Source organism: Methylobacterium sp. Leaf123 (genome assembly GCF_001423405.1).
GTDB lineage: Bacteria > Pseudomonadota > Alphaproteobacteria > Rhizobiales > Beijerinckiaceae > Methylobacterium.
In genome coordinates, this window is sequence record NZ_LMNS01000012.1 from 45,898 (window position 1) to 58,461 (window position 12,564).

The 12,564-nt window shown below is 71.8% G+C and carries 7 protein-coding genes; 4 read left to right on the forward strand and 3 right to left on the reverse strand.

Going from position 1 to position 12,564, the window contains the following annotated elements; translation table 11 throughout:
- Positions 1-174 precede the first annotated feature (174 nt).
- Positions 175-1,842: an AMP-binding protein gene (locus ASF53_RS09995; RefSeq protein ID WP_286134299.1), complete on the reverse strand. Its 1,668-nt coding sequence runs from the start codon at positions 1,840-1,842 to the stop codon at positions 175-177.
- 85 nt (positions 1,843-1,927) lie between these two features.
- The gene (locus tag ASF53_RS10000; RefSeq protein ID WP_056197521.1) at positions 1,928-2,539 is read right to left on the reverse strand and encodes a nitroreductase family protein; all 612 of its coding nucleotides are present in this window, start codon (positions 2,537-2,539) and stop codon (positions 1,928-1,930) included.
- A 141-nt stretch (positions 2,540-2,680) separates the two neighbouring features.
- On the opposite strand from ASF53_RS10000, the gene ASF53_RS10005 reads away from it, so the two are divergent.
- Both ASF53_RS10005 and ASF53_RS10010 read left to right on the forward strand, forming a co-directional pair.
- Positions 2,681-3,508: an enoyl-CoA hydratase gene (locus ASF53_RS10005; RefSeq protein ID WP_056198379.1), complete on the forward strand. Its 828-nt coding sequence runs from the start codon at positions 2,681-2,683 to the stop codon at positions 3,506-3,508.
- 79 nt (positions 3,509-3,587) lie between these two features.
- Positions 3,588-4,367, forward strand: a complete 780-nt coding sequence (locus tag ASF53_RS10010; protein WP_082482629.1) for an endonuclease/exonuclease/phosphatase family protein — start codon at positions 3,588-3,590, stop codon at positions 4,365-4,367.
- On the opposite strand, the gene cls is transcribed toward ASF53_RS10010, so the two are convergent.
- Complete coding sequence (gene cls, locus ASF53_RS10015; RefSeq protein ID WP_056197525.1) at positions 4,258-5,694, reverse strand: cardiolipin synthase; 1,437 nt, start codon at positions 5,692-5,694, stop codon at positions 4,258-4,260. The two genes, ASF53_RS10010 and cls, sit on opposite strands and share 110 nt — an antisense overlap.
- Before the next feature lie 225 nt (positions 5,695-5,919).
- On the opposite strand from cls, the gene addB reads away from it, so the two are divergent.
- Entirely contained in the window at positions 5,920-9,063 is a 3,144-nt protein-coding gene (addB, locus tag ASF53_RS10020; RefSeq protein ID WP_056197527.1) for a double-strand break repair protein AddB, read from the forward strand.
- Positions 9,060-12,503, forward strand: coding sequence for a double-strand break repair helicase AddA (gene addA / locus ASF53_RS10025; RefSeq protein ID WP_082482632.1), 3,444 nt, complete (start codon positions 9,060-9,062; stop codon positions 12,501-12,503). The genes addB and addA overlap by 4 nt, the downstream gene beginning before the upstream one ends.
- Positions 12,504-12,564 lie beyond the last annotated feature (61 nt).

The following is a 12,564-nucleotide window of genomic DNA, read 5'->3' on the forward strand; positions in this document are numbered from 1 at the left end:
GGGCTCGCTCTAGGGAGCAATCAAGACATAAAGATGTCTTTATGCGTTTAATTCCAGGGTGAACGATTGGAGCTGGAGCGCATTCCGACGAGTGGTCCCCGGTTCGTCGAAAGAATGCGCGTTCAATCAAAGGCCTAGAGACGCCAGCCTGATGCAATCGGGTCGGAGGTGGCTCTATGCCGGCTCGTCCCGCAATTGCCGCCGGATGATCTTGCCGCTCGTCGTCATCGGCAGCGTGTCGCGAAACGCGAGCGCGCGGGGCACCTCGTGGGCGGAGAGCCGGGCCTTGGCGAAGGCGAGGATTTCTGCGGCGAGCACCTCGGAGGGCGAGAAGCCCGCGCGCAGGGTGACGAAGGCCTTCACGGTCTCGGTGCGCAGCGGATCGGGCACGCCCACCGCGGCGGCCAGCCCCACCGCCGGATGGGCGCAGAGGCAGGCTTCGATCTCGGCCGGGCCGATCCGGTAGGCGGCGGAGGTGATGAGATCGTCCTCGCGGCCGACGAAGCGGATATAGCCGTCGGCGTCGCGCCGCGCTTGGTCGCCGGTCATCCACCAGCCGTCGCGGAACTTCTTGGCGGTCGCCTCGGGTTGATTCCAGTAGCCGAGGAACAGCACCGGATCGGGGGCACGCACGGCGATCTCGCCGGGTTCATCCGCATCCGCCTCGGTCCCGTCCGCGCGCAGAACCGCGACGCGGTGGCCCGGCACCGGTTTGCCCGTCGCGCCGGCCCGGGCCACGCCGATCCGCGCGCTGGAAGCGAGAACGAGGTTGCACTCGGTCTGGCCATAGGCCTCGCCGATGGTGAGGCCGAGGGCGTCGCGGGCCCAATCGAAGGTCTCGGCTCCGAGCGCCTCGCCGGCGGAGGCGATGTTGCGCAAGGCGGAGAGATCGAATCGTTGGCGTGGATCGGCCACCCCGCGCAGCATGCGCAACGCCGTCGGCGGCAGGAAGGCGTGGGTGACGCCGAGATCCGCCATCAGCCGAAACGCCGCCTCCGGCTCGAACCGGCCGAGCGGCCGGGCGACCACCGGCATGCCGAGGCGAAGGGACGGCATCAGCACGTTCAGAAGGCCGCCGGCCCAGGCCCAGTCGGAGGGAGTCCACATCAGCCCGGTTCCCTCGGGCGGGAAGCCATGCATCACGCTCCAGCCCGGCAGGTGGCCGAGCAGGACCCGGTGGCCATGCAGCGCCCCCTTAGCGAGGCCGGTCGTGCCGGAGGTGTAGATCATCAGGGCCGGATCGTCGGGCCCGGTCGCCCGCGTCTCGAACCCGTCCGGGGCGCTCTCCAGAACCGCGAAGAAATCCTCCGCAGCCTCCCCGGCCCCATCGACCGAGAGGATCGTGGCGAGATCCGGCAGGTCGGCGCGCAGCCGTTCCAGCTTGGCCAGTCCGGGCGCGTCGGTGACGATGGCCCGCGCGCCGGAATCGGCGAGGCGATGGCGCAGGGCCGCCTCACCGAACAGGCCGGCGAGCGGCAGCGCGATCGCCCCGAGCCGGTAGGCGGCCAAGTGGGTCACCACCACCGCCGCCGATTGCGGCAGCAGCACGCCCACCCGGTCGCCCGGCCCGACGGCGCGCGCGGCCAGCGCCGCCGCGAGCCGCAGGGAATCGGAGCGCAGGCGGCCGTAGCTCACCGGCTCGGGGCGGTCGTCGGGGCCGAGCACGAGGAGCGCGGTGCGGTCGGGCTCGCTCAGCGCCCAGCGGTCGCAGACATCGGCCGCGATGTTGTAGCGCTCCGGGATCTCCCAACGGAAATCCGCGACGAGCTTTTCGTAAATGTCCGCCGGCTCCGGCACGGCAATGTCCTCGACCTGCGGCGGCCCCCCGCGCCGGCTCTGCATCGTCCTGCCGGCCGCGCCGCGTCGCGGCGAGACCGGTTGCTTCTCATCTGCCCCCGCCGGGACCGGCGCAATCCGCCTTCCGTACTCAGCCTTCCCGCTGCGGGAAGCCGCCGCGGAAGGCGAAATCGGTGATCGGGCGGCGGTCGTTCGGGCGCTCCTTGGCCCTCTGCTCCTCGCTCAGCTCCGCCCAGGGTGTGGCGCGACCGACGCCGTAGGCCGCCTCGACCCGATGATGCTCGGGCACGTTCAGCACGGTGAGCGCCCGCTTCCGGTCGAAGCCGCCCATGCCGTGGACGTGCCAGCCCTGGCGGTTGGCCTGAAGCGCGAAGGCGAGCGAGGCGGCGCCGGCATCGAGCGAGTGGCTGGCGGACGGCTTGAATTCGTCGCCGACCTTCATCCGCTCGCTGGAGACGAGGAAGACCAGGGCGCCGGTGCCCTCGGCCCATTTCTGGTTGCCGGGCACGAGGAGATCGAAGAACGCCTGCCATTCGGGCGTGCCGCGCAGCGCGTAGAGGAAGCGCCAGGGCTGCGAGTTGTAGGATGAGGGCGACCAGCGCGCCGCCTCGAACATCCGCAGCAATTCCGCCTCCGGCACCGTCTCCCCGGTGAAGACGCGCGGCGACCAGCGCTCGGCGAAGATCGGCTCGATGGCGTGGTCGGGCGTGCGGGTGGTGGGGCGCGTGGTTTCGTCGGTCAAAGGGGGCGGTCTCCAGGCTGGCAGAGCTTTGGTGCGGCGCACGGTATGGCACCGCACAAGAGCGGGCTAGGGGTCGGCGTTGCCGCGCCCGCCATGGCGCGCGAAAACGAGCCTCACGACATCGGTGCGACGAGGATGCTCATGGGCGAAACCGGCACGAACCCGCTCCTGCTGCGCGAGGACCGCGACGGCGTCGCCACCCTGACGCTGAACCGGCCGGGGGCGCGCAATGCGCTCTCCTTGGCCCTGCTCGAAGCGCTGCGGGCGACCTTCGCCCATCTGGCGGGTGACGGCACGGTGCGGGCCGTGGTGCTGGCAGCCGCAGGCCCCACCTTCTGCGCCGGCCATGACCTCAAGGAGATGACCGGTTATCGCAGCGAACCCGACCGCGGCGCGAAACGGTTCGAAACGCTGTTCGCCCTGTGCTCAGACGTGATGATGGCGATTCCCGCACTGCCCCAGCCGGTGATCGCGGCGGTGGAGGGCGTCGCGACCGCGGCCGGGTGCCAGCTCGTGGCCTCCTGCGATCTGGCCGTGGCGGGGGCGCAGGCGCGCTTTGCCACGCCGGGCGTGCAGATCGGCCTGTTCTGCTCGACGCCGATGGTGGCGCTCTCGCGCAACCTCTCACGCAAGGCGGCGATGCGGATGCTGCTCACCGCCGACATGGCGGATGCGGAGGAGGCCCGGGGTCTCGGCCTCGTCAACGACGTGGTGGCGGCGGGCGGCGCTCTGGCCGCCGCGCAGGCCCTCGCCGCAGGGATCGCCGCGCGCAACCCCGACACGGTGCGGGTCGGCAAACGGGCCTTCTACGAGCAACTGGAGATGCCGCTGACGCAAGCCTACGCCCATGCCGGCCGGGTGATGCTGGAGAATATGCTGGCCCGGGCGGCGGAGGAGGGCATCGCGGCTTTTCTCGACCGGAAGAATCACGGGCAGAATCACGGGAAGGACTTCAGCAAGGTGCAGTGAGACGCGAACCGATCCGCGGTCCGCGCATTGCCTCCCCGTCGCCCTGAAGCCGTCACGCGACGCGGGCAAACGGACTGCCATGCTCCTCAGACGTCCACCTCCGATCACCACCGAGCCGGGCCCGAACACGAAAAAAATCGTGAGCTGGAACCTGCTGCGCCGCACCGGCGCGGCGGTGGATTGCCTCGTGGCGTTGATCGAGCAGGAGCGGCCGGACTTCCTGCTGATGCAGGAGGCGACGAAGGAGATCGCGGCGCTGACCAAGCGCGTCGGCGGGGTCTATGCCTGGGCGCAATTGCCCGGTCGCATCCACGGTCCGGCGATGTGGAGCCCGACGCCGTGGCCCAACCCGCCCGAGATCGTCACCCTGCCGCCGGGGGTGCTGATCGATAGGGTCTGCCAAGTGCTTGATACCGGTGAGTTCGGCGTCGCCAACGTGCATCTTTCGCACGGGCAGGTGCTGAACCGGCGCCAGTTGCGGCGGATCGAGAGCCACCTGCCGCCGCGCGCGGCGGTGCTCGGCGACTACAACATCGTCGGCCCGGCCCTGTTGCCGGGGTTCCGCGATGTCGGCCCCCGGCGGCCGACCCATGCCATGGTCGATGTGCTGCCGCTGCGGCTCGACCGCTGCCTCGTGCGCGGGCTCGTCTGCCATGAGCACATGGTCCTGCCCCGCGGCCTCTCCGACCATCACCCGATCGTGGTGCACCTCTCGCCCGCGCCGGAAGGGGTCGTCTCGGTCAGTCGGCTCAGAGGTATGGCAGAAGCAGTCGGACGGCTGCGTCGCGCAGGCGTACGGGGAGCGAGCGGGCGTCGAGGTCGGCGAGGCGCAGGGGGGTCTGAAACTTCGTCGCAATGAAGGCTTCGAGCGCCCGGGCCAGCGCCACGTCGTAGACCTCCACGTTGAGCTCGAAGTTCAGGCGGAAGCTGCGCGAATCCCAGTTCGCGCTGCCGATGAAGCACCATTGCCCATCGACCACCATCGCCTTCGAGTGATCGAAGGGCGGCTCGTCGATCCAGACCCGCACACCGCTCTTCAGGAGCGGATCGATATGGCCGCGGGTCGCCCAATCGACGAAGCGGTGGTCGCTCTTGCGCGGGATGGCGACATCGACCGCGATCCCCCGCGCCGCCGCGAGGCTGAGCGCGTTCAGCACGAGTTCGTTGGGCAGGAAATAGGGCGTCGTCAGCCGGATCGACTCCTTCGCGCAGGTGATCGCCTGGAGCACCACGGTCGCGATCTTCTCGATATCGGCGTCCGGGCCGGAGGTGACGACGCGGGCGGTGACCGCGCCGGCCGGCGCCAGCGGCGGCAGCCACGCCTCGCCCTCCAGCTCCTCGTCGCTCACGAACTGCCAGTCGGCGATGAAGGCCTGGGTCAGGTGCTCGACCACCGGCCCCTCGATCCGGAAATGCGTGTCGCGGATCGGAAAATCCGGCTTCTCCGAGACCCGGTTGCCGTCGGAGATGTTGACGCCGCCGGTGAAGGCGACGCCCCCGTCGATGATCAGCAGCTTCTTATGCGTGCGCAGGTTCAGGAACGGCATCCGCCAGGGCAGGACGGAGTGCATGAACAGGCCGGCCGGCACCCCGAGCCGGCGCAGATGCCGCCACGCGGCCGGAAAGAAATAGCCGCTGCCGATGCCGTCGAGGATCACGCGCACCTCCGCGCCGCGATCCTGTGCCGCCTTCAGCGCCGCGCAGAACGCCCGGCCGGTGGTGTCGTCGCGAAAGATGTAGCTCGACAGGGCGACGCTGCGGCGGGCCTCGCCGATCGCCGCCAGCATCGCCGGATAGGCTTCGTCACCGTTGCGGAAGACCTCGACTCGGTTGCCCGCCACCGTCGGCAGGCCGGTGACCGCCTGCACCGCCAAGTCGAGGGCGTGGTAGCGCTCGGGCACGTGGGCGGAGGGCTGCGGCGTCTCGTCGGTGGTCTGCGAGGGGCGCCGCTTCAGCCGGCGGGCGCGCCGCTCCACCCGGTTGATGCCGAAGGTGAGGTAGAGCAGCGTCCCGAAGACCGGCGCCAGCCACGCGAGCCCAATCCAGCCGATCGCCGCGCCCACCACCCGCTTGCGCAGCAGCACATGGACGCTGACGCCGAAGGTGAGCACGAGGCCGATGGCCGCGACGATCTCGGTGCGGAGCGAGGCCGTCGAGCCGAGCCATCGGGTGAGGACTTCTTCCACCGGTCCGCCTGCTGTGCTGCCCTGTCGAGGAACGGCGGAGGAGATAAGCCAAGCCTGGTGTGACGAACAGCTAGCCCTCCACAAATCGCCGTCGCATGCTAGAACAAAGCTCGAACGGTGGGCGGAGCGGCCGGGGCCGGCGCCTGCCGCTTTTCGAAAGCCTTCACCATCTTGCCCGCAGGTGGTCGGTCCCGACCGCAGAGCGTCAGGTTCAAACCGTCGAGCATGTCCGCGAGCGCTGCCCCCCGCGTCTTCACGATTCCCCCCGGCGCGCCGTTCCTGCCGACGCTGGCGGATGCCCTCGTTGCGGGCCGCCTCGTCGGCGCGGTCGGCGGCGATTCCTTCGCGCTGGCCTCGGTCACGCTCTACCTGCCGACGCAGCGGGCGGTGCGCGCCCTCTCGACCGTGCTGGCGCAACGCCTCGGCGGGGCGGCCCTGCTGCCGCGGATGATCCCGCTGGGCGAGGCCGACGAGGCGGAGCTCGACCTGTCCGCCAACACCCTCCTCGAAACGCGGGAGGATCTGCTCTACCCCTCGATCCCCGCACTGGAGCGCCGGCTGATCCTGGCCCGCCTCGTCCAGAAATGGGCGGAGACGGTGGACCGCGAACTCCTGCCCATCGACGACGAAGTACCCTTCCTCGTCCCCTCCTCCCCCGCCGACGCGGTGGCGCTCGCCGCCGACCTCGAAGGGCTGATGGATGCGCTCACCGTCGAGGGCCTGCCCTGGAGCGAGATCGCCGCCGCGGTGGAGGCCGAGCATTCGCGCTACTTCCGCCTCACCCTCGACTTCCTGAAGATCGCCGCCGAGCACTGGCCCGAGATCCTCGCCGCCCGTTCGCTGGCCGACCCCACCGCCCGCGCCCGCCGCCTCGTGCTGGCCGAGGCCGACCGGCTCTTTCGCGAGCGGCCGGGCGATCCGGTGATCGTGGCCGGCTCCACCGGCTCGGTGCCGGCCACCGCCCGGCTGATCGCGGCGGTGGCCCGCCTGCCCCGCGGCGCGGTGGTGCTGCCGGGGCTCGATCTGCACCTCGATGCGGAGGGCTGGGAGGCGATCGACGGCGCCGGCGGCAAGCACGACGAGATCGCCCACGGCCATCCGCAGGCGATCCTGCGGGCGCTGACCGGGCCGCGGGGCTTTGCCGTCGAGCGTGGGGATGTCGAGACGCTCGGGGATCTCCCGCCCGAGGCGGTGGCGCGGGAAAAGCTGCTGTCGCAGGCCCTGCGCCCGGCCGAGACCACCGATGCCTGGGCCGGGCTCGACGCGGCCGAGCGGATGACCCTCGCGCGGGAGGGCATGGCGGGCCTCGCCGTGGTCGAGGCGGCGGACGAGCGCGAGGAGGCGTTGGTCGCCGCGCTCGCCCTGCGCGAGACCCTGGAGACGCCCGGCGCCACGGCCGCCCTCGTCACGCCCGACCGTGGATTGGCCCTGCGCGTCTCGGCCGAACTCGCCCGCTGGGGCATCGCAGCCGAGGATTCTGCGGGCTTGAGTCTGGCGCGCTCGCAGGCGGGGCGCTTCGCTCGGCTCGTGGCGGAGCTTGCCGCCGAGGTGGCGCCGGCCCGCGTCATTGCACTGCTGGCCCATCCCTTCGTCCGGCTTGGGCTCACCCGCAGCGAGGTCGTACGCGCAGCCGCGGCCCTCGAGATCGGCGGCCTGCGCGGCCCGGCCCCGATCCCGAAGAACAGTTTCGACGGGATGCGCGCCGCGGTGGCCCTGCAACGCAACGCCACGGAGCGGGTGCCGCGTGCCAAGAAGCGCCTGAAGCCGGTCGATTGGGACCTCGCCGAAGACATCCTGGACCGGCTGGCGATCGCGCTCGATGCGTTCCGCACCGACCTGCAGCCCGAGATCGGCAACCTCGTGGCGCTCGCCGCCGGGCATCGCGAGGCCTGCGAGCGGATGATGGGCGGGGCGGGCGAGGATGACGCGGACGAGACCGACGATCCCTCCCTCGACACACTCGACGGCCTGTTCGACGATCTCGAATCCGCCGAGCAGGAAGAGCTGCCGGGCCGGTTCTCCGATTACGCCGCGTTCTTCACCGCGCTGGCCCGCGACCGCACGGTGTCCTGCGCGCAGCGGAACGCGCATCCGCGCCTGCGCATCCTCGGGCCGCTCGAAGCGCGCCTGCTCTCCGTCGATCGCATCGTGCTGGGCGGGCTCGATGAGACGGTCTGGCCGGTGCGCCAGACCACCGATGCCTTCCTCAACCGGCCGATGCGCGGGGATGTGGGCCTGAGCCCGCCCGAGCGGCGGATCGGACAGGCCGCCCACGACTTCGTGCAGGGGCTGGGCACCCATGACGCTGTCGTGACCCGCGCGGCCAAGCGCGAGGGCTCGCCGACCGTGCCGTCGCGCTTCCTTCAGCGCCTGCGCGCCTTCGGCGGCGATGCGGTCTGGGCCGGCGCCATCGCCCGCGGCCAGCGCCTGCGTGGGCTCGCCGCGCGGCTCGATCGCGGCAAGGAGGCGCCGCCGCCGCGCCTCAAGCGCCCGGCGCCCAAGCCCGACCCGGCTCTGTTCCCGGAGCGCCTCAGCGTCACCGAGATCGAGACGCTGGTGCGCGACCCCTACTCGATCTACGCCCGGCATATCCTCGGCTTGGAGGCGCTGGAGCCGATCGCCGTGGTGCCGGGTGCGGCCGAGCGCGGCAGCCTGATCCACAAGGTTCTCGGCGATTTCTCCCAGGCCCATCCCGACGCGCTGCCGGCGGATGCGGAAACCCAGCTCTATGCGATCGCCTTCGACGCCTTCGGCCCGCTTCAGGACCAGTACCCGGAACTCTACGCCGAGTGGTTTCCCCGCTACGAGCGCATGGCGGTGGCCTTCCTCGAATGGGAGGTGAGCCAGCGGCAGGGCTTGCGCACGATCCACGCCGAGCGCTCGGGCAAGGTGACGATTCCCTTAGGGGAGCGAACCTTCACGCTCTCGGCCCGCGCCGACCGGATCGAGGCCCGCGCCGACGGCAGCTACTGCATCGTCGATTTCAAGACGGGCACGCCGCCGAGCAACCGCACCGTCTTTGCCGGTTTCTCGCCCCAGCTCACCCTGGAGGCGGCGATGCTGATGCATGGCGCCTTCGAGGGGCTGAAGGCCGCCGCCCCGCCGGATCTGCTCTACGTCCATGCCTCGGGCGGGCGCGAGCCGTTCCGGCCGATCCCGATCAAGCCGCCGCCGGGTGATGCGCGGGCGGTGGAGGCCGTCGTCGAGGAGCATTGGCAGCGCCTGCGCGGCCTGATCGCCCGCTACATGACCGGCGAAGCGGCTTACCTGTCGCGCCCCTATCCGCAATACGAGCGCGCCTACAACGAGTACGATCACCTCGCCCGCGTGCTCGAATGGTCGCTGGCCGGGCAAGGAGAGGCCGCGTGAACGCCCCGCTGACCGGCTTCACCGTCGATGACCTGACCAAGGCGGCCCAGCGCCGGGCCGCCGACCCGCGCCTCTCGGCCTGGGTCTCGGCCAATGCCGGCGCGGGCAAGACCAAGGTGCTCACCGACCGGGTGCTGCGCCTCCTGCTCGATGGGGCACCTCCCGGCCGCATCCTCTGCCTCACCTTCACCAAGGCGGCCGCCGCCAACATGTCGATCCGCGTGTTCCAGCGCCTCGGCCGCTGGGTGACGCTGGACGACGCGGTGCTGACCGCGGAACTCACCGAACTCACCGGGGAGCGGCCTACCCGCGACACCCTGCGGCTGGCCCGCCGCCTGTTCGCCCGCGCCGTCGAGACGCCGGGGGGCCTCAAGATCGAGACCCTGCACGCTTTGTGCGAGCGGCTGCTGCACATGTTCCCGTTCGAGGCCAACGTGCCGGCCCGCTTCGTCGTGCTCGACGACAACCAGTCGCGCGAAGCCTTCGAGATCGAGACCGACAACGTGCTCGCCGACGCGATCCTCGGCGGCAACCAAGCGCTCTCCGATGCGCTCGCCGTGGTCGGCGCGGAAGCCTCCGGCGACACCCTGCGCGATGCGATCCGCTCGGCGATGCGGACCCGCGCCCTGTTCTCCGACCACCGCGCCCTGGAGCCGGCGCTCGGCCGCCTGCCGCGCGCCCTAGCGCTGCCGGACGGGGCAAGCGTCGAAACCATCGAGGCGGAGATCCTGGAGGGCAGCAGCCTCGGCGAATGGCGGGAGATCGCGGGCCGGCTGCGCACCGGCAAGGCGACGGACGAGAAACTCGCCGACGGGCTGGTGGAGGCGCACGCCGCTCTGGCCACGGGCAAGGCGCTGGCGCCCTACCGCTCGGTCTTCTTCACCGACAAGGACGAGCCGCGCGCGGCCAAATCCTTCGGCACCAAGGCGGTGCCGGAGGACATCAAGCAGGCGTTGCTCGACGAGCAGGCCCGGCTGATCCCGCTCTTCGACAGTCTGCGCGCCGCCCGCGCGCTCGCCCGGACGCTGGGCCTGTTTCGGCTGGCTGCCGAGATCCACCGCCGGGTCGAGGCGCAGAAGACCCGGCTCGGCGCCCTCGATTTCGACGATCTGATCCACAAGACCCTCGACCTGCTCTCGCGGGTCGGCGCCTCCTGGGTCCTGTACAAGCTCGACCGCGGCGTCGACCACGTCCTCGTCGACGAGGCGCAGGACACCAACCCGCAGCAATGGGAGATTCTGCGCACGCTCACCGCCGAGTTCGCGGCCGGCGAAGGCGCGCGCGGCCTCACCCGCACCCGCTTCGCCGTGGGTGACCCGAAGCAGTCGATCTACAGCTTCCAGGGCGCCGACCCGCGGGAATTCGAACTGACCCGCCGCGCCTGGGGCCGGGCTGCGGAGGGCGCCGGGCACGACTTCGCCGATGTGAGCCTCCGACTCTCGTTCCGCACGGCGAGCCATGTGCTCGCCGCGGTCGATGCCGTGTTCGGCGTGCCGGAGCATTTCGCCGGCCTCTCCTTCGATGCCGGTGCGCCGGGCACCGTCCACGCCTCCGCCCGCGCCGGAGTGCCCGGCGCGGTCGAGCTGTGGGGCATCGAGGAGCCGGCGGAAGCCGAGGAGCCCGATGCCTGGGCCGCCCCGGTCGATGCGCCCGAGCCCAACGCGCCGGCCATCGTCGTCGCCCGCCGCATCGCCCGCGCGGTGAAGACCTGGACGACGAAGGGCGATGCCTGCGGCCGGGTCTGGCGGCCGGGCGACGTGCTGATCCTCGTGCGCAAGCGTTCGGCCGCCTTCGAGGAGGTGATCCGGGCAATGAAGGGGCTCGGCGTGCCGGTGGCGGGCCAGGACCGGCTCGAAGTCGCGGGCCATATCGCCGTGCTCGATCTCGTCGCGGTCGGCCGCGCCGGACTGCTGCCGGCCGACGATCTCACGCTCGCCACCGCCCTCAAGACCCCGCTCGTCGGCCTCACCGACGACGACCTCACCCGCATCTGTGCCCGCCGCCCCTTCGCCGAGACGCTGGAGGACGCGTTGATCCGCCACGCGCAATCCGGCGACGGGGCGGCGATCCGCGGCCTCACGGCCCTGCGGCTCTGGATCCAGCTCGCGGCGGAGAACGGCCCGTTCGGCTTCTACGCCGCCCTGCTCGGCCCCCATGGCGGGCGCAGCCGGCTGGTGGCGCGGCTCGGCGGCGAGGCGGGCGACGCCATCGACGTGTTCCTGGCCCAGGCCGCCGACGCCGAGAACGGGGGCGACGCGCCCTGCCTCGACGCCTTCCTCGCCGATTACATCGTGCGGCCCGGCCGCGGCCGAAGCGGCCTCTCGGTCAAGCGCGATCTCGAATCGGGCCGCGACGAGGTGCGAGTGATGACGGTCCACGGCGCCAAGGGCCTGGAGGCGCCGGTCGTCGTCGTCATCGACGGTTGCGAGCCGCTCGGCCGCAACGACCCGCCGCTGCTCGGCCTCGATCATCCCGCCGACGGGCCGCTGCCGCCGGTCTGGACCGGCGGGCGCACGCAGGATTGCGCGGCGACGCTCCAGGCCCGCTCCGCCCTTCAGGCGCGGGCGCGCGAGGAGCATAACCGCCTGCTCTACGTCGCCATGACGCGGGCCGCCGACCACCTCGTGATCGCGCCCTATCGCGGCGCGACGCGGGAGACGCCGGCCTCGTGGTGCGAGATGGTCCGCATCGGTCTTGAGCGCGGGCTGGGGCCCGGCGAGGCGGTCGAGACCGAGCACGGGCCGATCACGATCTGGCGCGACGGTTCAGGTGCCTCGCTCGCGGCCGCTGCCGCGGACACGGCCTCGCCGGAGCCCGAGACGGTGCCGGACTGGCTGTTCTCGGCCGCCGCGCCCGAGGCCGAGGCCGCGCCGCCGCTGAGTCCCTCGGGGGCGCTCGGTGCCGCGGACGGGCAGCGCCAGCCCCGGCGCCGCCTGGGGGATGCCGAGGCCCGCCGCCGCGGTGCCCTGGTCCACTCGCTCCTCGAACACCTGCCGCGGATCGAGCCGGATCGGCGGGCCGAGGCCGCCGACCGCTTCGCCCGTGCCCGCGCGCCCAGTCTGGACGAGGCCAAGCGCAGGGAACTCGTCCGCACGGTTCTGCGCCTGATCGAGGCGCCGGATCTCGCGCCGCTGTTCTCGAGCCAGGCCCGTGCCGAAGTGGCTTTGTCGGGGCGGATCATCGTCGAAGGGATCGCGCGCGACGTCACCGGCCGGATCGACCGCCTCGTCGTCGAGGACGGCCGGGTGATCCTCTGCGACTTCAAGACCGGCCGCCCGCCCGCGGACGCTGCGCCCCTGCCGGAGCGCGAGGCGGCCCAGGTCAGCCTCTACGCTCGCCTCGCCGCCGCGATCTGGCCCGAACACACGATCGAGGCGCTGTTGGTCTGGACCTCAGGCCCGGTGGTGCGGCGGGTGGACGGATCGCGGCTCGCGCTCTGACGGCCTCTTCGATGATGGCATGTGGGCCGTGCATCCCCTCGCCCCGCTTGGCGGGGCGCGG

What these genes read in the sequence shown, in the direction of transcription:
- ASF53_RS09995 (WP_286134299.1), bottom strand. Translation starts at nt 1,842, where the DNA reads ATGCAGAGCCGGCGCGGGGGGCCGCCGCAGGTCGAGGACATTGCCGTG.
- ASF53_RS10005 (WP_056198379.1), top strand. Translation starts at nt 2,681, where the DNA reads ATGGGCGAAACCGGCACGAACCCGCTCCTGCTGCGCGAGGACCGCGAC.
- addB (WP_056197527.1), top strand. Translation starts at nt 5,920, where the DNA reads ATGTCCGCGAGCGCTGCCCCCCGCGTCTTCACGATTCCCCCCGGCGCG.
- ASF53_RS10010 (WP_082482629.1), top strand. Translation starts at nt 3,588, where the DNA reads ATGCTCCTCAGACGTCCACCTCCGATCACCACCGAGCCGGGCCCGAAC.